At 46.5% G+C, this 21,299-nt stretch carries 18 protein-coding genes and 1 other annotated feature; of the genes, 10 read left to right on the top strand and 8 right to left on the bottom strand.

Features of this window, described 5'->3' with window-relative positions:
• Window positions 1–6: 6 nt before the first annotated feature.
• Complete coding sequence (locus R7V76_RS01200) at window positions 7–639, bottom strand: GNAT family N-acetyltransferase (protein ID WP_214767128.1); 633 nt, start codon at window positions 637–639, stop codon at window positions 7–9.
• 146 nt (window positions 640–785) lie between these two features.
• Between R7V76_RS01200 and acsA the strand changes: the two genes are divergently transcribed.
• Window positions 786–2,489, top strand: coding sequence for an acetate--CoA ligase (gene acsA / locus R7V76_RS01195; RefSeq protein WP_318090995.1), 1,704 nt, complete (start codon window positions 786–788; stop codon window positions 2,487–2,489).
• A gap of 132 nt (window positions 2,490–2,621) precedes the next feature.
• Here the strand turns inward: acsA and R7V76_RS01190 are convergent, their stop codons facing one another.
• A complete protein-coding gene (locus R7V76_RS01190; RefSeq protein WP_318090994.1) occupies window positions 2,622–5,231 on the bottom strand; it encodes a transglycosylase domain-containing protein in 2,610 nt (869 codons plus the stop codon).
• Window positions 5,232–5,381: 150 nt separating this feature from the next.
• Window positions 5,382–5,583, top strand: a binding site (T-box leader).
• A gap of 50 nt (window positions 5,584–5,633) precedes the next feature.
• Between R7V76_RS01190 and tyrS the strand changes: the two genes are divergently transcribed.
• Window positions 5,634–6,881, top strand: a complete 1,248-nt coding sequence (tyrS, locus tag R7V76_RS01185; RefSeq protein ID WP_318090993.1) for a tyrosine--tRNA ligase — start codon at window positions 5,634–5,636, stop codon at window positions 6,879–6,881.
• 50 nt (window positions 6,882–6,931) lie between these two features.
• On the opposite strand, the gene R7V76_RS01180 is transcribed toward tyrS, so the two are convergent.
• From R7V76_RS01180 to R7V76_RS01170, 3 genes are all read right to left on the bottom strand, one after another.
• Entirely contained in the window at window positions 6,932–7,459 is a 528-nt protein-coding gene (locus R7V76_RS01180; protein ID WP_318090992.1) for a biotin transporter BioY, read from the bottom strand.
• Window positions 7,460–7,576: 117 nt separating this feature from the next.
• Window positions 7,577–8,176, bottom strand: a complete 600-nt coding sequence (rpsD, locus tag R7V76_RS01175; RefSeq protein WP_012371102.1) for a 30S ribosomal protein S4 — start codon at window positions 8,174–8,176, stop codon at window positions 7,577–7,579.
• A 225-nt stretch (window positions 8,177–8,401) separates the two neighbouring features.
• A complete protein-coding gene (locus R7V76_RS01170; RefSeq protein ID WP_318090991.1) occupies window positions 8,402–8,887 on the bottom strand; it encodes a GAF domain-containing protein in 486 nt (161 codons plus the stop codon).
• Between the two features lie 221 nt (window positions 8,888–9,108).
• Between R7V76_RS01170 and ezrA the strand changes: the two genes are divergently transcribed.
• Together ezrA and R7V76_RS01160 are read left to right on the top strand one after the other, a co-directional pair.
• A complete protein-coding gene (ezrA, locus tag R7V76_RS01165) occupies window positions 9,109–10,815 on the top strand; it encodes a septation ring formation regulator EzrA (RefSeq protein ID WP_318090990.1) in 1,707 nt (568 codons plus the stop codon).
• Between the two features lie 66 nt (window positions 10,816–10,881).
• A complete protein-coding gene (locus R7V76_RS01160) occupies window positions 10,882–12,441 on the top strand; it encodes an amidohydrolase (protein ID WP_318090989.1) in 1,560 nt (519 codons plus the stop codon).
• A 34-nt stretch (window positions 12,442–12,475) separates the two neighbouring features.
• On the opposite strand, the gene R7V76_RS01155 is transcribed toward R7V76_RS01160, so the two are convergent.
• Window positions 12,476–13,291 (bottom strand): NAD kinase, encoded by an 816-nt coding sequence (locus R7V76_RS01155; protein ID WP_012371098.1) that lies wholly within the window; start codon window positions 13,289–13,291, stop codon window positions 12,476–12,478.
• Between the two features lie 164 nt (window positions 13,292–13,455).
• Between R7V76_RS01155 and tpx the strand changes: the two genes are divergently transcribed.
• From tpx to R7V76_RS01135, 4 genes are all read left to right on the top strand, one after another.
• On the top strand, window positions 13,456–13,962 hold the full coding sequence (gene tpx / locus R7V76_RS01150; RefSeq protein WP_318091171.1) for a thiol peroxidase: 507 nt from the start codon (window positions 13,456–13,458) through the stop codon (window positions 13,960–13,962).
• Window positions 13,963–14,066: 104 nt separating this feature from the next.
• Window positions 14,067–14,975, top strand: a complete 909-nt coding sequence (locus R7V76_RS01145) for a class I SAM-dependent methyltransferase (RefSeq protein ID WP_318090988.1) — start codon at window positions 14,067–14,069, stop codon at window positions 14,973–14,975.
• Between the two features lie 120 nt (window positions 14,976–15,095).
• Window positions 15,096–16,307, top strand: coding sequence for an acetate kinase (locus tag R7V76_RS01140; protein WP_318090987.1), 1,212 nt, complete (start codon window positions 15,096–15,098; stop codon window positions 16,305–16,307).
• A 330-nt stretch (window positions 16,308–16,637) separates the two neighbouring features.
• Window positions 16,638–17,243, top strand: a complete 606-nt coding sequence (locus R7V76_RS01135) for a 3D domain-containing protein (RefSeq protein ID WP_233494505.1) — start codon at window positions 16,638–16,640, stop codon at window positions 17,241–17,243.
• Between the two features lie 97 nt (window positions 17,244–17,340).
• Here R7V76_RS01135 and R7V76_RS01130 read toward each other — a convergent pair whose 3' ends face one another.
• A complete protein-coding gene (locus R7V76_RS01130; RefSeq protein ID WP_026827730.1) occupies window positions 17,341–17,778 on the bottom strand; it encodes a universal stress protein in 438 nt (145 codons plus the stop codon).
• A 152-nt stretch (window positions 17,779–17,930) separates the two neighbouring features.
• On the opposite strand from R7V76_RS01130, the gene R7V76_RS01125 reads away from it, so the two are divergent.
• Window positions 17,931–18,656 carry an SDR family oxidoreductase gene (locus R7V76_RS01125; RefSeq protein ID WP_318090986.1) on the top strand — a complete coding sequence of 242 codons (726 nt, stop codon included), beginning with the start codon at window positions 17,931–17,933 and terminating at the stop codon, window positions 18,654–18,656.
• A 59-nt stretch (window positions 18,657–18,715) separates the two neighbouring features.
• On the opposite strand, the gene R7V76_RS01120 is transcribed toward R7V76_RS01125, so the two are convergent.
• A complete protein-coding gene (locus tag R7V76_RS01120; protein WP_318090985.1) occupies window positions 18,716–19,819 on the bottom strand; it encodes a M24 family metallopeptidase in 1,104 nt (367 codons plus the stop codon).
• 156 nt (window positions 19,820–19,975) lie between these two features.
• On the opposite strand from R7V76_RS01120, the gene R7V76_RS01115 reads away from it, so the two are divergent.
• Entirely contained in the window at window positions 19,976–21,286 is a 1,311-nt protein-coding gene (locus R7V76_RS01115; RefSeq protein ID WP_012371089.1) for a DRTGG domain-containing protein, read from the top strand.
• Window positions 21,287–21,299: the final 13 nt, after the last annotated feature.

Raw genomic sequence — 21,299 nt, 5'->3', positions numbered from 1 at the left:
CCCTCCTTAATCGTACATGAAGCGACGGCGGAGCCGTAAGGCATCGAAATGCGCTACGACTTCAGGTGCGACATGTTTACCGATCCGTGCCATTAAACAATTGGCAGGATGCGAGGCGATTTCTGGATCGTCCGTCGGGAAAAACACCAAACCACCGTGATTCATCATCTTTTCCATGATTTTGCGGTAGTCCCAAACGGATAAACCACTTCCTTTTAAATCCCAGTGCCAATAATATTCTGTCGTTAAAATCAAATAATGTTCCATCGCCGGATCGAGCATCGAAACTTCGAGGAGTTTCTTACCGATTTGTTGTCCCCGAAAACGGGCTGCCACTTCGATGGCACCCAGTTCTAAAATATACGGATTGTTCCCTTCGCTCCATGTCTCATAAGGATCGGGATACAGGAATGTTACGTAGCCGATGATATCATTTCCTTGTCGGGCGATGATGATGCGTCCTTCTTCCAGCGCAGCGATCTCAACGAGTGCTTCGTGTTGCTCCGCTGGTTGTCGAAAAGCTGTCAGCCCGGGATCGAGTGTGTAAGTAGCAAGGATCTGGCTTGTGACTGGTCCTTCGATTTCTACCGGACCAAGCGATGTTTCATGAGTACGATGATTGAATTGTTTTTCAAACATGTAAGCGTCACCACCTTCTTGTTCATTATAATCGAAAGCAGCAAAAGAAAGAGAGGGATTTTTTAACAAATTGACGGCAAATGGATTGAACTACACGATAACTAGCTTATAATGTAGGAGAGAACAGCGAAGGGGAGGAACGAGACATGAAAGTTTTGAAAGCGCTTCCGGGGAAGCATTGGTTATCCGAATATGATGGTTCAGATTCATATGATTGGCAAGAAGCGGAACAGTATTTTTCGTGGTCGACGACGGGGAAAGTCAATATGGCCTACGAAGCAATCGATCGTCATGCAGAAGGTGAACGTGCTAATAAGACGGCATTGATTTATTTTGACGGGACAACGGAACATACGTTTACGTATGCCGATATGAAACGACTGACGAATAAAGCGGCGAACGTCCTGAAAGACGCAGGAATCGAAGCGGGAGACCGGATTTTCATTTTCATGCCACGTTCACCGGAATTGTATTTTGCCTTACTCGGTGCCTTGAAAGTCGGCGCGATTGTCGGTCCACTATTCGAAGCCTTCATGGAGCAGGCAGTCCGGGATCGTCTGCTGGATTCGGAAGCAAAAATGCTGATTACGACAAAAACCTTATTGCCGCGTGTTCCTGTTGATGAGCTGACATCACTCGAACAGATTTTCCTGGTTGATGAAGACGTCGAGGAAGACGATAAAATCAAGGACTTCCGACAAGCGTTCCAACACGCGTCTGAATCGTTTGAGCCTGTCTGGCTGGACCGGGAAGATGGTTTGATTCTTCATTATACATCGGGTTCGACGGGGAAACCGAAAGGCGTTTTACATGTTCAAAATGCCATGATCCAACATATGATGACAGGACGATGGGTGCTTGATCTACAGGAAGACGACGTCTACTGGTGTACGGCAGATCCGGGATGGGTCACGGGGACAAGCTACGGTATCTTTGCACCTTTCTTGAACGGTGCGACGAATGTTGTCGTAGGCGGTCGCTTTAACCCGGACTTCTGGTACAGTGTCATCGAGAAATATAAAGTAACTGTGTGGTACAGCGCACCAACCGCTTTCCGAATGCTGATGGGAGCAGGGGCGGAAGTCGCCAATACGCATGATTTGTCCAGTTTACGGCATGTCCTTTCTGTCGGGGAACCTCTTAATCCGGAAGTCATCCGCTGGGGGAAAGAAGCTTTTGATCAACGGATTCATGATACGTGGTGGATGACGGAGACAGGGGCCATGATGATCTGTAACTACAAATCCATGGATATCAAACCGGGATCGATGGGGAAACCGATTCCGGGAACAAAAGCGGCGATTGTAGATGATCAAGGAAATGAGTTACCTCCGTTCCGGATGGGAAATTTGGCCTTAAAAACACCTTGGCCGTCGATGATGCGCCAAATTTGGAACAATCCGCAAAAGTACGAGTCGTATTTCTTTAAAGGGTGGTATGTATCAGGGGACTCGGCCTATATGGACGATGAAGGATACTTCTGGTTCCAGGGGCGTGTCGATGATGTCATCATGACTGCCGGAGAACGTGTTGGACCATTCGAAGTGGAAAGCCGCTTAGTCGAGCATCCGGCTGTTGCAGAAGCGGGTGTCATCGGGAAACCGGATCCGGTTCGCGGTGAAATCATTAAAGCCTTCATTTCGCTGAGAGACGGTTATGAGCCGACGGAAGAGCTCAAACAAGAAATTCAAAAGTTTGTCAAAGAAGGATTAGCCGCACATGCTGCTCCGCGTGAAATTGATTTCCGCGATAAATTACCAAAAACACGTAGTGGTAAAATCATGCGTCGTGTTTTAAAAGCGTGGGAGCTGAATCTCGAAACGGGAGATCTTTCGACAATGGAAGACTAAAAGGACATCGTAAAACGAGACCATCTATTTCCGAAGAAATCGGAAGTAGGTGGTCTTGTTTTTGGATTTTAAAAGGAAACCTAAAAAAACACCGACTCTTTTAGGGTCGGTGTTTGAGTGACAGAACTCGGATTACTCTGCATTTTTCCGATTCTCATCGGCTTTCTTTTTTGCATCAGCCTTGGCTTTTGCTTCATCGGCTTTACGTTTGGCGTCAGCATCGGCCTTGGCTTTTGCTTCGTCCGCTTTACGTTTGGCGTCAGCATCGGCCTTGGCTTTTGCTTCATCGGCTTTGCGTTTGGCGTCAGCATCGGCCTTGGCTTTTGCTTCATCGGCTTTACGTTTGGCGTCAGCATCAGCCTTGGCTTTTGCTTCATCGGCTTTACGTTTGGCGTCAGCATCAGCTTTGGCTTTTGAGTCGTCCGCTTTCTGTTTCGCATCAGCGTCGGCTTTGGCTTTTGCTTCATCTGCTTTCTTTTTATCTTGTTCCGCTTGTTTTTTCTTTTCTGCTTCCGCTTTTTTCTTCGCTTCTTCCGCTTTTTTCTTTTGATCTTCCTCTTTAAACCGACCCGTGTTTTTGAAGTCGTCGGCACTGACAGAGGCTGGTTGATTGAATCGGGCACCTGACTTGAAGTAACTGCTGTTTGCATTATACGTCAGATTGGCCATTTGAGCCCAAAGATTTTGTGTCCGTTGATAGTACGTCGTCGCACCCATCAGAGAGTTGTTTTGGTCATGTCCTGTCCAAACGGCAAGTGTGACGCCGGGTGTTGAACCAACCAGGTACGAGTCTTTGATTTCGTTAGTCGTTCCGGTTTTACCTGCCCAATCGCCAGGGACTTTGAGTAATGAATTGGCATATTGTGCCGTTCCTTTATCGAAGACGCCCCGCATCATATCAAGCGTTAAATAAGCCGTCCGATCTTGATAAATCCGTTTTTTCTTTGATTTTGCTTTATAGATGTTTTTGCCGTCTTTCGTAATCTTCGAGATGACATACGGTTTGACGTATTGCCCGTAGTTGGCAAGTGTCGCATAGGCGCCGGCCAATTCGACCGGTGTGATTTCCATCGTTCCTAACGCGGCAGATGGTGCATAGCGGATGTTATCGGGAATTTCAATTCCCATATCCACTAATTTTTGAATCGAGTTCGACATGTTCATCTTTTCATACGTTTTAACGGCAGGAACGTTAAGCGAGAGTTCCAGCGCTTCCCGGACAGTAACGTTTCCGCGGTAACGTCCGCCTTCGTTATTAATCGGGTTATCACCGGGTTGACGCGGAACGGTCTGGTAATAATATTCTTCATCATTAATGGTGGATGCCGGTGTGATCAAGCCGTTTTCAATTCCGTTTGAATAAACAAGAATCGGTTTAGCAGTCGAACCGATCTGGCGTTTCGCCTGGAAAGCGCGGTTAAAGTCATCCGCTGTTCCATCCGTGTAACGTCCGCCGACAAATCCCAGTATCCGGCCGGTTTCATTTTGAACCATGACCGCAGCGGTCTCTTCCGGATCTTTTTTCGTGACGGTCTTTTTCGTTTTTGGATTAACGACTTGTTTGTATTGCGGCGCACTTGGGAAGTTGGCCGCATTTTTAGCCGGTGTCTGCATTGCTTCGTGAATCTTTTTATCGAGCGTCAAATGAATTTTATATCCACCTTGTTTCATGGCGATCATCGCCTGATCCCGGTAGTTGGCTTTGACTTCGGCCAGTTCAGAAGGTTTGACTTCATCCTCTTTAATCCCGTCCTGTTTCATGAAGTAGCTGGTCATGATTTTAAGCGCTTCTTTTTCGGCTAAATCATAGACGTAAGGATACGTATCGCGGGAACGTTTTGATGTTTTGGCAAAGTCCTTTGTAATATCGTATTTGACAGCTTTCTCATATTGGGCTTTTGTAATGTTTTTTGCGACATACATCCGCTTCAAGACGGTTTTCATCCGATTGGTACTCGGCGTCAAATCTTTTTTGACGACCCCACCTTGAAGGTAAGGCGTATAGTAGTAAGGGTTTTTTGGAATACCGGCCAAGAATGCCGCTTGCGGTAACGTCAGTTTTTTAGCAGGTTTATTAAATACACCGCGTGACGCAGCTTCGATTCCGGCGATATTTCGCCCGAGTGAATTCCGTCCGAATGAAACGACGTTCAGATATGCTTGAAGAATTTCATCTTTAGTCATTGCATTTTCGAGACGAAGTGCCAAAATGATTTCTTTCGCTTTTCTTTCAAAAGATACTTCATTCGTCAAAATTTGGTTTTTGATCAATTGTTGTGTTAACGTACTTCCGCCCGTCCGAGAAGACGAGTTCGTCAATTCTTGTAAGACGGCACGTAAAGTGGCTTTTGGAACGACTCCATCGTGCTCATAGAAATCAACATCTTCCGTCGATAAAACAGCATCGAGCAAATAAGGCGAAATTTCTTTGATATTGACAGGTTGACGTTCTTCGTCTGTGGCGATATTCGTCAGCTTTTCGCCACTTCCCCAGTAGATTTCACTCGTAACGGCATAACTGTTTACTTGTTGTTTCATTTCTGCCAGTTTCGGTGCTTTTGTATCTTTGACGAGCGAGGCGAAATAGCCGCCAGCTGCTCCGACCGAAAAACTTCCGACCAACAGGACCCCTATAATGAGGAATAAAATGATGTTCCAAGACACATCATATGTGATATTTGACCAGTGCCGAACGGCTTTCGTCCGGGGATGATTCCAAAACTTGAACCAGTTCTCGCGCATAAATGATCTCCTTTACATCTTAAACTTGGGTGTAAATTAACATTAAATCACAGATAGACGTATTATACCATAACTGAAGTATTAGAAAATGGCTTGACAGTGGATTCTGCTTCAACGTATCATGGAAACATCTTCATCAAATGTATAGTAAAATCAGCTGTGATTGGAAAAAAGTAATGAACCGCTCCCTGTATCAGAGACCTAGTGGTGCTGCGAACTAGGACATAGCGCTTCATGAATTACGCTTCCATGAGCTTCTTGAGAAATCAAGCGGACTGCCCCGTTATCGGCAATCTAAGTGGCATGATGTTCATGCAATTAGGGTGGTACCACGGAATATTCCGTCCCTTCGTTTCAGACGAGGGGACGGTTTTTTTTTAGACTATTTTAGGGGGAAGACAAATGACGTTACTTGAAGATTTAGAGTTTCGCGGATTGATCAGCCAGATGACGGATGAAGAAGGAATTAAGGAGTTACTTTCCAGTCCGACGACACTTTACACAGGATTCGATCCGACAGCCGATTCGCTCCACATCGGACATTTATTGCCGATTCTTGTCTTGCGACGCTTCCAGGAAGCAGGACATCATGCGATTGGGTTAGTCGGCGGAGCAACAGGAATGATTGGGGATCCAAGCGGTCGTTCGACGGAACGTTCATTAAATACATCGGATATCGTTGAAGAATTTGCCAACCGGATTAAAGGGCAGTTATCCCGCTTTTTGCCGCTTGATGGTGAAAATCCGGTGACGATTACGAACAATCTCGATTGGACAAAGGATTTGACGATCATTGATTTCTTGCGTGATATCGGAAAACACTTCCCAATCAGCTACATGCTCGCGAAAGATTCCGTTGACTCGCGTCTGCAAAACGGGATTTCATTCACGGAGTTTTCTTACATGTTGCTTCAGTCATTCGATTTCCTGAAGCTGTACGAAAATGAAGGATGCCGCCTGCAGGTCGGCGGAAGTGATCAGTGGGGGAACATCACAGCTGGAATGGAATTGATCCGCCGTGTCGGTCACGATCAAAAGGCATTCGGGATTACCGTACCGCTTGTGACGAAATCGGATGGACAGAAGTTCGGGAAAACAGCCGGCGGAGCGGTCTGGCTCGATGCCGATAAAACGACACCATACGAATTTTACCAGTTCTGGTTCAATGTCGATGACCTTGATGTCATCAAGTTCTTAAAATACTTTACGTTCTTGACGCCTGACGAAATCAATGCGCTCCAACAGGAAGTCGAAACGGCACCGGAAAAACGTGTCGCGCAACGCCGGTTGGCTGAAGAGATGACAGTTCTGGTTCACGGAGCAGAGGCGCTTGAACAATCGGAACGGATTACAAAAGCACTTTTCAGCGGGGAAATCAAATCGTTGAAAGCAGAAGATATTGCGGATGCCTTTAAAGGAATGCCGCGTTTCACACTCGGTGAAGCCACGAATCTGGTCGATATCCTTGTCGAAGCCAAAATCAGCCCGTCAAAACGTCAAGCACGTGAAGATGTAACGAACGGTGCGATTTACATCAATGGCGATCGCGAACAAGAATTAACAAAAGAGATTACAAAACAAGATGCGATCGGTGATTTTACAATTATCCGTCGTGGGAAAAAGAAATACTTCGTGCTTGAACATGCTTAAAGAGAATGAAAAACAACGCTGACGATTTCGTCAGCGTTGTTTTTTTTTGTTTAAGCGACACGGAACAACCGGAGCGGAAGCAGTCGAACCGCGATTGTCGTTGCAAGCAATGCTTTCAGGATATCCCCCAAAATAAACGGTGTGTTGATGACGAGGGCATCCATGAAGGAAAGGTGGAGAACCAGCATTAATCCGAATGTACCAAGGACATAGACAAGACCAAGTCCAAACACAATCATCCCGATGAACAACGGCAGGAAACGGCGGGTCTTTTCAGCGACCAGACCGATGAAGAAGCCGGCAATCGGAAAAGCAATCAGATAACCGACAGTTGGACCGACGAACGGGGCAAGTCCTCCTTTTCCACCGAGCAATGGAAGACCGGCAGCGGCAAGCAATAAGAAAACCAGGACAGCCAGTCCGCCGCGTTTCGCGCCGAGAATGGCGCTGACCGTCATGATAGCCAGCATTTGCAGTGTGATCGGCACAGGACCGACGAGTTGAAGTTGCGGCAACAGACTGACCGCAGAAATGATGGCAGCACCTAACGCAATAAATGTAAGATCTTTTGTTTTCATAAGATGACACGTCCTCTATGTTTTGTGTTAACCAATATAAAATAAAGGTTAACACAAAGAACGGAAAAGGGAAACATAAAAAAAGCACCCACCGGAGTGGATGCTTGAAACAACTGATTAACGTGAGTAGTACTCAACGACGAGTTGTTCTTGGATTTGATCGTTCAATTCAGAACGCTCTGGAAGACGGACGAACGTTCCTTCGAGCTTCTCAGCATCGAAAGTAACGAAGTCTTTAGTTGCTGGAGCAACTTCGAGTGCTTCTTTGATAACGACAAAGTTCTTCGATTTTTCGCGAACTGAGATCGTTTGACCTGGTTTCACGCGGAACGACGGGATGTCGACGCGAGCGCCATCAACTTGGATGTGACCGTGGTTGACGAGCTGACGAGCAGCACGACGTGTACGAGCCATACCCATACGGTAAACGACGTTGTCAAGACGTGCTTCAAGTAAGAACATGAAGTTCTCACCGTGGATACCAGGCATTTTGCCAGCATCGTTGAAGATACGGTTGAATTGGCGTTCGTTTACTCCGTACATGTGACGAAGCGTTTGCTTCGCTTGAAGTTGAAGACCGTACTCAGACATTTTGCGACGGCTGTTACCGTGTTGTCCTGGAGCGTACGGACGTTTTGCGATTTCTTTTCCTGTTTCAGTAAGAGAGATACCGAGACGACGTGAAAGTTTCCAAGCTGGACCTGTATAGCGAGCCATAATAAGACTCCTCCTTAGTGTTCGTTATTATTTGCATAAAAATAATAACGCCATCAAACCCACGTTACGCCCATTTCATGATGTGGCACCCTCGCTTGATAGCAAAGTTACACGATGCCCCTCCGGCAAAGCCGAGTCATGAAATGTGATACGCAAGCGATTTGACCGCTATCGTTATCATTTCTGCACTTTTACAAGTATACGTCTGCTGATTCGTGCTGTCAATCAAATATGACGAAGAAGAATTTCGCTGAATGCTTCGAGACCGGCTTGATCGGTCTCATCGAAACGGCTGAGTTCAGGACTGTCGATATCGAGGACACCAATCGTTTTTCCGTCTTTAATCAACGGGACGACGATTTCCGAATTCGTGGCCGCGTCACAGGCGATGTGTCCCGGGAACGCATGAACATCCGTGACGAGTTGTGTCGTCTGATCTTGTGCCGCTGTACCGCAAACGCCACGACCAAGCGGAATCCGGACACATGCCGGCAACCCTTGGAACGGACCGAGCACCAATTCGTTTTGTTCTTGATCCATCAGATAAAAACCGACCCAGTTTGTCCGGTCGAGAAATTGACCGAGGAGTGCACTTGCATTTGACAGATTGGCAATCTGGTTTGTTTCTCCCGTCAGCAAAGCATCAAGCTGTTTATTCAACATTTCGTATTGTTTTGTACGGTCACCATCATAAGTCGTTGTCTCAAACATATTAGAATTCCTCCTGAAAAATCATATTTCATTCATCTTATCGGGTTTTTCCGCGACTGACAAACAATTGATTTCAGGAATTCCGACTTAAAAATCCGGAAGAAATTAGTAAAAGCCCGAGTAAATCTATGCAAATCGGTTGCGCTATACTATTATAAGGATAAGATTAAAGCGAATTTCTCAAAATATAAAGTCGCTTGATAGGGTGGAGGTCGTAGCAAATGTGGGCATGGGTGATTGGCGTCATCGTCATCGTATTACTCGTCATGCTGTTCAGCATGGTCAGTCGGAAAAAATATTATACGAAAATCGATGAACTTGATCTTCGGAAACAAGGAATCATCAGCGCGTCGATTCCGAAGGAGTTGCAAGAACTGAAGGAACTCCCGATGGCGGGTGAGACGGAGACGAAATTCACTTCCTGGCATCAAGCATGGGAGGAACTCGTGACAGTCCACGTCGCACAAATCGACGAGACATTATATCGAGCGGAAGAAGGATTGGATCGTTATCGGTTTGTTGCGGTCAAAAATGATCTGGAAGTAACAGAACAATTGATTGCCGAACTGGAAGGATTAATTGATGAAATGCTGGCAGAAATGTCAACTTTCAAGACGAATCAGTCGGTCTTGGCGGAGCTCAAGGCGCAAGGCGAAACAAACTCGAGCCAAGTTCGTAAGTCGTTGTTATTGCAGGCGACGTCATTCGGACCTGCATTACCTAATTTAGAAGAGCAGGCGGAACAAATCGACCGGTTACGCGTCGAGATGGTTGCCTTTGAAGAGGCGGGCGAAGTGACGAAAGCTTATGAGACCAGTCTGTTACTGGAAGCAAAAGTAGAAGAAACACGTCAACTCGTCGAAGTGATTCCGCAACAATGGAAGACACTTGCGCATGAATTACGTCAACGGATTGACCAGCTCAGTGCCGGATACAAAGAAATGACGCTTGACGGTTATCCGCTTGAACCACTCGGAATGCAGTCGGATATCAAGCGGTTTGAAGAACAACGTCTGAGCCTCGTCAAAAAACTCGAATTCCTGGAAATCACGGGACTTGAAGAGCAGGTGCAACAACTCGCTTCGGATATCGACCAAATGTACGATACGTTCCGGCGGGAAGTCGATGCAAGACATCATGTCAAAAAAGAAAACCAATCATTGAAACAAAAAGCATTACGGATGCGGGAGAAGGTCCATCAACTGGCACAGGAATTCAGCATGCTCCGTGAGAATTACGAGATCTCAGCAGATTTAGGCGAACATTACGAATCGATTCAGCGCGATGAAGAAATGTTGTTCGGAGCAGCAAAAGATTTAGATGAATCGATTGCGAGCCGGATCATTCCTTTCAGCATGCTTGAAGATCAAATGCGGGATGCGGTCCGTTTGGAAGAACAGCTGATGCTTCAATATGAACGGTTCGCCGTTGAACTGCAGGCATTACGGAAGGAAGAAACAGAAGTCCGTCAACGTGTTGCCGAGTGGCGCCAACTGTTATCGACCATCCGATTACGCTTAAAACGACTCGGTCTCCCGAAAATTCCGGCAGACGTCGAAGAGGCCTTACAGGCATCAAGCCGTTCACTGCAGACGCTCGAGACACGGTTGGAAGAGTTGCCGTTTAACGTCCATTACATCGTTTCGCAAAGTGAAGATGTCAACGGAACGTTTAAAACATTGCAAGAACGGATAGATAAAGTAGTATTCGAAGTCACGTATGCAGAGCGACTCGTCCAATACGCCAATCGATTCCGCCGACAAGATAACGAGATACATATGTCGTTGACGATTGCCGAGACGAAGTTCCTTGCAGGAGACTATGAACGGACAATTGCGTTAGGGGAACAAGTGTTACAACAGTTTGATCCTAACTCGATTGAACGTATTCGAAAAGCATGTGGTCAACCGGAAACGATGCATGCATAATCATCACTGACAATTCAGGGTGGCCGTCCAGGTCACCCTGTTTTTGTAAAAAAAGGAGCGATTGAGATGGGGAAACTGTATGTGAACGGAATCATTCGAACGATGTCGCATGAAACAGACATTCATTCGGCGATGTTCGTTGAAGGAACGCGTATCATTGCAATGGGGGAAGAAGGAAAGTTACGCCGGCGGTTCGGAAGACGGATTCTGTCAATCGTTGACCTGAACGGGAAAGCTGTTTACCCGGCCTTCACGGATGCGCACATTCATTTAATCGGATACGGAGAAGCGATCGGGCGGGTTGATGCATCAAACTATGCGACACTTGAGGAATTAGGAAAAGCATTTGTTGAGGCAGAGGCAATCAACGGGTTACATGTGGCGGAAGGGTACGATGAAACGAAGCTTGACCGGGCACCGACGAAAGCATGGTTAAACCAACTGTTCCCGACAGAACCGGCGCTGTTAAAGCGGACGGATCGGCATACAGTCCTCGTCAATGATGTGTTATTCAAACAGCTGGGGTATAAAGCCTCAACTGTCGTCGAAGGCGGGAAAATCGGATTACTTGAATCAGGAGAAGCAGACGGTTTCCTTTACGATGCAGCGATTGAACCGCTGTACGCCTTACAATCTGGATCGATCGAGCGGAATAAATCATCGTTGCGGTCGGCGATCAAAGACTTATACCGTCACGGAATTATTGCTGCGCATACGGAAGATTTGGCGTATCACGGTGATTTAGAAGAAGTCCTGCAGGCCTACCGGGAAGTGACGGAAGAAACAGGCTTCCATGCCCATCTGCTCGTTCATCATTTAGTCATCGATCAACTCATTCAGATGAATCCTGTATTGCCATCGACTCTGTCGACCGGTGCGATGAAACTGTTTGTTGATGGAGCGCTCGGCGGACGAACGGCATTACTTGGCAGAGGATATTCGGATGATGCGACGACACGCGGCATCGAAGTCCATTCGCCGGAACAACTGGAACAACTCGTGAAACGAGCCCGGAGTTACGGCTTCACGGTGGCGGCACATGTCATCGGCGATTTGGCGATCGAACGTTTTGTCGCTGTCCTCGAAAAATATCCGGCGCCAAAAGGAACACGGGACCGGATCATTCATGCGACGGTCGTCCGTCCGGAATTATTGGCACGGATTCGTAAATTACCGGTCTTAATTGACGTCCAACCGGTCTTTCTGCTCGATGATGCAGATTTTGCGCAGGAACGTCTTGGTCTGAACCGTCTCGATTGGGCTTATCGATTGAAGTCACTGGCGGAAACGGGAGCGCTTCTCTGCGGCGGATCGGATGCACCGATCTCGAATCCGGATGTCCGGCGGGCCTTGTATGCCGCGACGACCGGAACAGCAGGGAACATCAATAAAACGAATGAAGTTTTGTCGATGTATGAAGCGTTATTATTATTTACGAAAAATCCACATATCGCGACGGAGACTCACGGACGAAAAGGGATGCTGCTTCCGGGTTACGACGCGGACTTTGTCATTTTCGAACAGGATTTTTATACGCTACGCGGGGACGCTGTCTTGCATAACCGTTTGCTCGAAACTGTTCAAGCAGGTAAAACAGTCTTTGAAGCGGCACCGGTCATGAATTAAAATAAAAAAACTGCCAATCGGCAGTTTTTTTATTTTATAAGAAAGAACGTTGGATTTTATGCCAAAATGTATTATTCGTTAATTTAACAGTCTTCAGTTCTTTTTCCGATAATTGAATATCGACAGAATCTGTCCGTTTTAAGCTGAGCGCCTCATTATCCATTCCGATGATCGGATAGTCGTTGCCGTCTTCGATGATACGTAAAGACAATTTCCGACCGCGATTTAAGAGGAACGCCGAACCGAGTGTCCGGTAACGGTTGTTGTTGACGGACGCAATCTCACTGACTTGCAGACAATGGATCAATGGATCGACGATGGCACCTGATAATGATTTGTTATAGGCCGTTGAGCCGGTTGGTGTCGAGATGACCATACCGTCCCCGCGGAATGTCTCAAACAGGAAACCGTCAATGTAAACTTCGATTGCCAGTGACTTGATGATGCTCGATTTAACGGAACATTCATTCAGACACAGCATGGCTGGACCACCGTTGATCGAAGCTTCAAGCAACGGATAGCGGCGGACTTCAATTTCGCCTTCTGAAGCGCGGCTGCCGGTTTCTTTGAAAATCGCTTCGACTGAAGACAGATCGTTAATGTCGAAATCACAGTAAAATGAATTTTGTCCTTCACCGAATCCGACATAAATGGCATCTTCCCGGAATCCCGTGAAGCGGGCCGCTTGAAGAAAGGCACCGTCTCCGCCGACAGAGACAATGATGTTGGCTTGTTTGTGATCCTGGACGACGTTCAATCCATACCGATTTCCTACTTCAATCAGTTTACGTACCTGCGTCTCGTGTCTTTGTTTATTACGGTAATACAGGTAGACATTGTTTCGAGCCATGGTCAATTCCCCCTTGAAAGCGTTTCATGAACTCTTTTATTATACCTGTCTTTGACAAAAATCGGTACTGATAGCTTAAAGCACGGGCAGAAATCTTGTGTTATCGTGGCAGCATTTTTATAGTAGAATGGAAAACGACATATGAATCTATTGGGAAATGGGGAATTTACATGGCAACATTTAAAGGCAACGCCATCACATTAATCGGAACACCTGTTGAAATCGGACAAGAGGCACCGGATTTTGAAGTTTTAGCAAACGACCTTTCACCGGTGACACGCGATACGTATGAAGGAGTCCGCATCATCAGTGTCGTACCATCAATCGATACAGGTGTCTGTGATGCCCAAACACGTAAATTCAACGAAGAGGCAGCAGCGATCGAAGGTGTGACGGTCTTGACGATTTCAAACGACTTACCGTTTGCACAACGTCGCTGGTGTGCAGCAAGCGGCCTCGATAATGTCGTCACACTGTCTGACCACCGTGATCTTTCATTCGGTACACAATACGGAGTAGCGATCGAAGAACTTCGTTTACTCGCCCGTTCTGTATTCGTCATCGATGCGGCAAATGAAGTCGTCTACGCGGAATATTTAGAAGAGTCAACGAACGAAGTTGATTTCGATTCGGCACTTGCGGCTGCTAAAGGCGCAAAAGCAACGAAGTAAGAATAGTTTACAAACAGCGTAAAACCGCTACAATGAAAGTAATGAGAAAAAACGGCTCCCAAGAAGTGCGGGGGCCGTTTCGTTTTGGAAAGGGTGGGAAACACATGGAATCGTTAGAAAAATTATATAAAGAACTGACGCAACAAGCACGTAAGTTAGAACGTGATTTAGACATGCCTTATCTTGAAGGATTGACGGAAGTCATTGACCGCTTAAATGAGCGGCATACGGAAAACGTGGAACCGGAAACAGTCCGCAAAGCGGTTTCCCTCGCAATTCTTGAAGGGATGAAACAAGCGCAACCGAATCATTTGCCGACACCGGACAGCGTTGCATTGTTTGCAGGTTATTTAATCGGGAAATTAATCAAGAAGGAGGATGTCCGTTTACTTGATCTCGGCAGCGGAACCGGCGGCATGTTGCATGCTGTCCTCAGTCAACTTCCGAAAGATACGGTTGCTGAAGCCGTCGAGGTGGATGAAACGTTGATTCGATTATCGGCATCGGTTTCGGAATTAATGGATTATCCGGTCAACTATACGCATCAGGATGCGTTACGTCCGCTCCTGCTTGATCCGGTCGATTTGGCGATGGCAGACTTGCCGATTGGCTACTATCCGGATGAAGAAGTTTCAAAAACGTATGTTTTAAAACGGGACGAAGGCATGAGTTACAGTCACTTCCTGTTGATTGAACAAGCGATGAATTATGTTAAGCCGGGCGGGTTTGGTGTGTTCGTCATTCCGAATGGACTTTTTCAACATGATACAGAAGGTAAACTGAAGCAGTATTTCGAAACGAAAGCACATGTCGTCGGAATCCTCCAACTGCCATTGACGATGTTTAAACAGGAGCAATCGGCTAAAAGTTATCTGATAGTCCGGAATCACTTGGCGGGTATGACGATGCCGAAACAAGCATTACTGGCCGAGTTACCGTCGTTTACGGATGCCCGTGCGTTTGGCGGAATGGTGAAACAGATTGATGAATGGATTAACACAGAATTAAAATGAAATGCGCAAAGTGATTGAAATCTGTCGTTAATTTGACTATTCTAGTGTAGAACAGAAAAAGAGCAAGACTCATACAGATGTGAATGTCGAGCGATTTGAATGGAAAAGGGGAAATAAATCATGGCAAAGATTATGGCAGTAAACGCCGGTAGTTCGTCACTGAAGTTCCAGTTACTTGAGATGCCGAACGAAACGATGATTGCAGTCGGTTTAGTAGAGCGCGTCGGAAAAGACGATGCCATCTTTACGATTAAATACGGAGAAGGACAAAAATTCACAGATGTTCTTCCACTTGCAACACATAAAGAAGCAGTTGAATTGTCACTTGAGAAGCTGATGGAATTCGGTATCATCTCATCATATGATGAAATTAAAGGTGTCGGACACCGTGTCTTACACGGGAAAGAAAAATATGCGGACTCTGTCATCATTACAGAAGACGTCATGCAAGATATCGAATCGTACACGGAGCTCGGTCCGTTGCACATTCCACCGAACTTGATCGGGATTCGTGCATTCCAAGCGATCTTGCCAAACGTACCGCAAGTCGCAGTCTTCGATACAGCGTTCCACCAAACAATGCCGGAAGAAAACTTCCTTTACAGTCTGCCGTATGAGTACTACACGGAGTACGGAATCCGCAAATACGGTTTCCACGGAACAAGCCATAAGTACGTTACAGAACGTGCCTCTGAACTGCTCGGTCGTCCGTTACAAGACTTGCGTCTGATCTCATGTCACCTCGGAAGCGGAGCGTCGATCGCAGCCGTTGCCGGCGGAGAATCGATTGACACAACGATGGGCTTCACACCACTTGAAGGAATTACAATGGGTACGCGGTCTGGTTCACTTGACCCGGCTCTGATTCCGTTCTTAATGGAGAAGACAGGGAAAACAGCAGAAGACGTCTTGAACGTCATGAACAAAGAATCCGGTATTTACGGTCTGTCTGGTCTTTCAAGCGATTTGCGTGATGTCCAAACAGCTGCAAAAGAAGGAAATCACCGTTCAGAAATGGCGCTTCGCATCTTTGCGAACCGGATCCACGGCTACATCGGACAATATGCAGCCGAGATGAACGGAGTCGATGCGATCATCTTTACAGCAGGTGTCGGTGAAAACTCGGATTCGATCCGTGAGCGTGTCTTACGCGGTCTTGAGTTCATGGGCGTTTACTGGGATCCATCACTCAACAACGGTGCACGCGGCGAAGAATTATTCATTAACTATCCGCATTCACCGGTCAAAGTCATCATCATTCCAACGAATGAAGAATTGATGATTGCCCGCGATACAGTTCGTATAGGTGGATTGGTTGAACAAAACGCATAAGTAGATCAAACGTCTGGATGACAACGAAAGTTGTGTTCAGGCGTTTTTTTTGTTTGAAAAAATCATCTGAACAGACTAAAAACAGAAGGCTTGCCGCTGTTGTTAAAAACGTTTGTTACAACAGTTGTCATATAAAAAACGTGAAAACGAAAGTTAAACCGGTTATTGTCGTAAAAACGGTTTGAAACCGTTAAAAATGAGTCTTTTGTAACATAAAAGTAACAATCGCGTCATCTTTTTGTGGTCTATATGTAACGGCACTGCTCCATTTTGTCATGTATATTAATGTAAGTTACAAAACAGGAACAATTATGGAGGAGAGATTACATGATGATGAAACGAATAATCGCTAGTGTTTTAGCAGTCTTGTTAGCACTCAGTTCGTTTGCAGGTCTCCAAGCGGAAGCTGCAACTAAAAAAAATGTCAAGTCGTCGGTCGATAGTCTGATTGTTCGCCAGAAAGCCACAACAGCGTCCAAGAAACTCGGTCTTCTATATAAGAATCAAACATTGCCGTACAAAGCAAAAACAGGAAACTGGTATAAAGTCAGCTATAAAGGAAAAACAGCTTACCTCAGTGCCCGTTATTCTAAAGTTGTCACATCAAGCGGTTCGAAGAAACAATCAACAGGCGGATGGAAAACAATCACAAACGTCAGCGCGACAGCTTATACACCATATGATCCAGGCAGCGGTAACTTAACGGCTATCGGTTGGAACATCAAGAGTTCGAAAAAGAAAGTCGTAGCAGTTGATCCACGTGTGATCCCGCTTCGCTCAACAGTAAAAGTGTATTACAAAGGGAAATTAAAAGGGACATATACAGCAGCAGATACAGGCGGTGCCATCAAAGGCAAGAAGATGGATATTCTGTACTACTCACGTGCCGAAGCCTTTAACTGGGGTCGTCGTAACGTCACTGTTAAATACAAATAAGTTTTTTCAATCAATCGTACATCGGTGCGATTGATTTTTTTTTGTCTTAAAAAAGCACCCCCTCTTTTTTTAGAGGGAGTGCTAAAAATAAGTTCAATTAAAGGCGGACGATTAAGACGTCACATTTCGCATAACGGGTAATACTTTCAGAGACACTACCGATGAAGAAACGTTCGACAGCATTTAAACCGGTTGCACCACAGATGATCAAATCAACGTTATGATTCGGTGCAAGCTTTTTGGCGATGGTTACTTTAGGAGAACCGTATTCAATAGCAACTTCAACATCCTTGACACCACGTTCTTGAGCCGTCTTGACGTAATCATCAAGCAGTTCTTTCGCATAGGATTCGGCACGTTCGGTAATCGTCCGATCGTATGCTTCAACAGTCGCGAAAGTCCGCGTATCAATGACGTGAGCAATGACGAGTTTGGCATTGTTTCGAAGTGAGACGTCAATCGCCGTTTCAAAAGCACGTTCTGCCTCTTTTGATCCGTCGACTGCTACTAAAATGTTATGATATACGATTGCCATCATGTATCCATCCCTTCGTGTTCGTCTGATTTTACACCCTTATTATACCATTCCCTTAAATAGAAGGTGAGGAACATTTAAGGAGATTTTAAAATTGTTCTTCGACAGCGGAACCCGTAAGATGGAAAGAGATGAAAGGAGGCGATGCCGAGATGAGGCACGCATTAATTACAGCAGGAACAAAAGGATTAGGTGAGATGGTGACCCGCCGTTTGCTTGAAGAAGGTTGGCACGTTACGGCACTACATCGCTCGGAACCGACATTTTCCCATGAACGGCTCCATTTGATTCAAGCAGACGTGACAAATCAAGATCAGTTGATGGAGGCGGTCGAACAGACGATGGCTGTCCATGGTCGGATTGACGCGTTGATTTTGAACGCGGGCCCGTACATCTTCGAACGGAAATCGCTCGTCGACTATTCGGATGAAGAATGGAATGAAGTAGTAACTGGTAACCTGACAGCTAGTTTTTGGTTGTTAAGAAAAATCCTTCCAATCATGCGCGAACGACAATACGGACGTATCATTACATACGGTTTTCCGGAGAGTGCTTCTGCACCCGGGTGGGTGGAACGGGCTGCGTTCGCCGCTGCGAAAAGTGGTATGGTCAGTCTGACGAAAAGTGTTGCCCTGGAAGAGGCGGAACACGGCATCACAGTAAATATGGTCAATCCCGGCAATATTGTGGGGGACAATAAAGCGAAGCGGATTGAACAGGCGTCAGCGGATGATCAGACACCTGTCGGGCGGACGGGTGTCGGAGAAGATATCGCCCGAGCCATTTCGTTTTTACTGGCGGAAGAATCCGGTCTGATCACGGGTGCTGTTTTGGATGTGACCGGCGGAGTGAACGTCGTCCATCAATCACGTCCTTGAAAAAGAGAAAGGTAAAAAAGAGATCAATTCCGACTGATTCCGGAATTGATCTCTTTTTCTTAGTGAGACGGGATGGACTGAAGATGTTTCGGATAATGTGTCAAAGCTTCAGGACCGTTTTCTGTCAGATGAATGTCGTCTTCGATTCGTACTCCGCCGACGTTTGGGACATAGATGCCTGGTTCGAGTGTATAGACGATGCCGGCTTCTGCTGTCAGCAAGTTGTTTGAGGCGAGTGACGGGAATTCGTGGACGTCGATTCCGAGACCGTGTCCGACGCGATGCGTGAAGTAATCCCCGTAACCGGCGTGATCAATTACGTTCCGGGCCGCTTGATCCAATGTGCCGAGAGTCACGCCGACCCGGCTGGCTTCTGTTGCAGCTTCAAGTGCCTGAAGAACGGTTTGGTAGATGGTTTGCTGTTCTTCACTGGCTTCTCCGTAAACGAAAGTCCGGGTAATGTCTGAACAATATCCTTTCCATACGACACCGAGGTCGAACAGGACGAAATCGCCTTCTTGAATGACGCGGTCACCTGGGACACCGTGCGGATCGGCGCTGTTCGCTCCGAATAAAACGAGCGTGTCGAACGACATCTCACGGACACCTTTCTTTTTCATTTCAAACTCGATTGTTGAAATGACTTCCATTTCCGTGACGCCGGGACGAATCGCCTGTTTGCCGATTTCAATCGCTTCGTCCGCGAGTGCGGCTGCTTCACGGAGAATTTCAATTTCTTGAGCATCTTTTTTAAGGCGTAGTGCTTGTAAAGGCTGACCAATATCAAGAATCGCCGCATTTTCCTGGCGGGCTTCCAACTCTTTGAACCGGCTGAACGTCATATGTTCACCCTCGATACCGATCCGGTTGTTGGAAATCGAAAATGTTTTAAGGGCTTCGCTGATTTTATCAAATGGATGTTCATGGTCTGCATACGTAATGACTTCACCGTCCCATGGACTTGCAGCGACGATGTTTGCCTCGAGAGCAGGACAGAAAAGAGCACGTTTTCCGTTCGCATCAACGATGACAGCCATCACGCGTTCATGTGGTTCCGCATAGACACCTGAAAAATAAAATACACTCGCTTTTGACGTAATCAATGCAACGTCAATTCCTGATTCTTTTAATACACGACTAATCTGGTTTGTCCGTTCTAACATATCGTTTCCACCTCTCTGTTCGTTTCATGATTCAGTATACCATCGTTGGAAATGGAAAACATTTCTCGTAAATCGGGACTAGTACACTTTTCATTCGTTGGAGTAGTACAGTATAATGACAGAAGAGTAGAATATAGGAAAAAGAAGGGATACAGCATGCCTACAAAACATGAACAGATCATCCGGCACATTGAGGATCTCGATGTGGGCGCCAAAATATCCGTCCGGCAAATCGCAAAGGACTTAACGGTATCCGAAGGTACGGCCTACCGTGCCATCAAAGAAGCGGAAAATTTAGGGTTCGTCTCAACGATTGAACGCGTCGGCACGATCCGCATCAAAAAGAAACAAAAAGAAAATATTGAAAAGCTGACGTTCGCGGAAGTCGTTAACATCGTGGACGGACAAGTTCTCGGAGGACGTGACGGACTTCATAAGACGTTGACGAAATTCGTCATCGGCGCCATGAAGCTGGAGGCGATGATGCGTTACATTGATGTCGACAGTCTCGTCATCATCGGAAACCGGGAAAAAGCACATGAACTGGTCTTGGATGCAGGAGCAGCGGTCCTGATCACCGGCGGGTTCGATACGACGGAAGACGCAAAACGGTTGGCGGACGAAATGGAACTGCCGATCATTTCAACGTCTTACGACACGTTCACTGTCGCGACGATGATCAACCGGGCGATTTACGACCGATTGATCAAAAAAGAAATCCTGCTTGTCTCCGATATCTTGATTCCTTTACACGATACGTTTTATTTACAAACGAACGATCCGATTTCCAGATGGCATGAACTCAATGAACAGACGAAACATAATCGTTATCCGGTCATTGATGAACAGATGAAGGTTGTCGGTGTCGTGACGGCGAAGGATATCATTGACCGTCCGCACGATTGGCCCGTCGAAAAAGTCATGACCCGTCATCCGATCACGGTCGGAATCCGGACGAGTGTGACGAATTCCGCGCATCAGATGGTGTGGGAAGGAATTGAGATGTTACCGGTCATCGATCAATACGGCCGGTTGCTCGGGATCATCAGCCGACAGGATGTACTGAAAGCCCTGCAACTTGCGAACCGCCAGCCGCAAGTCGGTGAAACGTTTGATGATTTGATCACCGGACAAATCAAGGCGGCGGAAGATGCGAGAGGACCTTACCTTTCACTGGAAGTCTCGCCGCAAATGACAAACTTCATGGGAACGGCTTCAAGTGGCGTGTTGACGACTTTGCTCGTCGAAGGAGCGACCCGGATGTTACGCCATATGAAAAAAGGCGACCTTGTCATCGAAAACGTCAGTATCTATTTCATCAAACCCGTCCAAATCGAGAGTACGATCACGATCCGGGCAAATGTCTTTGATGTCGGGCGGAAGTTCGGAAAAGTGGATGTCGAGATGTATCAAGGCACACAAATCGTTGCGAAAGCCCTCGTGACCTCACAACTGATTGATCGATAACGTAACAAGACAC

The sequence above is a fragment of the Exiguobacterium artemiae genome (assembly GCF_033342815.1).
Classification (GTDB): Bacteria; Bacillota; Bacilli; order Exiguobacteriales; family Exiguobacteriaceae; genus Exiguobacterium_A; species Exiguobacterium_A artemiae_A.
The sequence above is the reverse complement of the archived record's forward strand: the minus strand, read 5'-3'. Positions and strand labels throughout refer to the sequence as shown.

What these genes read in the sequence shown, in the direction of transcription:
- R7V76_RS01190 (WP_318090994.1), bottom strand. Translation starts at nt 5,231, where the DNA reads ATGCGCGAGAACTGGTTCAAGTTTTGGAATCATCCCCGGACGAAAGCC.
- R7V76_RS01160 (WP_318090989.1), top strand. Translation starts at nt 10,882, where the DNA reads ATGGGGAAACTGTATGTGAACGGAATCATTCGAACGATGTCGCATGAA.
- R7V76_RS01140 (WP_318090987.1), top strand. Translation starts at nt 15,096, where the DNA reads ATGGCAAAGATTATGGCAGTAAACGCCGGTAGTTCGTCACTGAAGTTC.
- R7V76_RS01125 (WP_318090986.1), top strand. Translation starts at nt 17,931, where the DNA reads ATGAGGCACGCATTAATTACAGCAGGAACAAAAGGATTAGGTGAGATG.
- R7V76_RS01130 (WP_026827730.1), bottom strand. Translation starts at nt 17,778, where the DNA reads ATGGCAATCGTATATCATAACATTTTAGTAGCAGTCGACGGATCAAAA.
- tyrS (WP_318090993.1), top strand. Translation starts at nt 5,634, where the DNA reads ATGACGTTACTTGAAGATTTAGAGTTTCGCGGATTGATCAGCCAGATG.
- R7V76_RS01115 (WP_012371089.1), top strand. Translation starts at nt 19,976, where the DNA reads ATGCCTACAAAACATGAACAGATCATCCGGCACATTGAGGATCTCGAT.
- R7V76_RS01155 (WP_012371098.1), bottom strand. Translation starts at nt 13,291, where the DNA reads ATGGCTCGAAACAATGTCTACCTGTATTACCGTAATAAACAAAGACAC.
- R7V76_RS01120 (WP_318090985.1), bottom strand. Translation starts at nt 19,819, where the DNA reads ATGTTAGAACGGACAAACCAGATTAGTCGTGTATTAAAAGAATCAGGA.
- acsA (WP_318090995.1), top strand. Translation starts at nt 786, where the DNA reads ATGAAAGTTTTGAAAGCGCTTCCGGGGAAGCATTGGTTATCCGAATAT.
- rpsD (WP_012371102.1), bottom strand. Translation starts at nt 8,176, where the DNA reads ATGGCTCGCTATACAGGTCCAGCTTGGAAACTTTCACGTCGTCTCGGT.
- R7V76_RS01200 (WP_214767128.1), bottom strand. Translation starts at nt 639, where the DNA reads ATGTTTGAAAAACAATTCAATCATCGTACTCATGAAACATCGCTTGGT.
- R7V76_RS01145 (WP_318090988.1), top strand. Translation starts at nt 14,067, where the DNA reads ATGGAATCGTTAGAAAAATTATATAAAGAACTGACGCAACAAGCACGT.
- R7V76_RS01135 (WP_233494505.1), top strand. Translation starts at nt 16,638, where the DNA reads ATGATGAAACGAATAATCGCTAGTGTTTTAGCAGTCTTGTTAGCACTC.
- R7V76_RS01180 (WP_318090992.1), bottom strand. Translation starts at nt 7,459, where the DNA reads ATGAAAACAAAAGATCTTACATTTATTGCGTTAGGTGCTGCCATCATT.
- R7V76_RS01170 (WP_318090991.1), bottom strand. Translation starts at nt 8,887, where the DNA reads ATGTTTGAGACAACGACTTATGATGGTGACCGTACAAAACAATACGAA.
- ezrA (WP_318090990.1), top strand. Translation starts at nt 9,109, where the DNA reads ATGTGGGCATGGGTGATTGGCGTCATCGTCATCGTATTACTCGTCATG.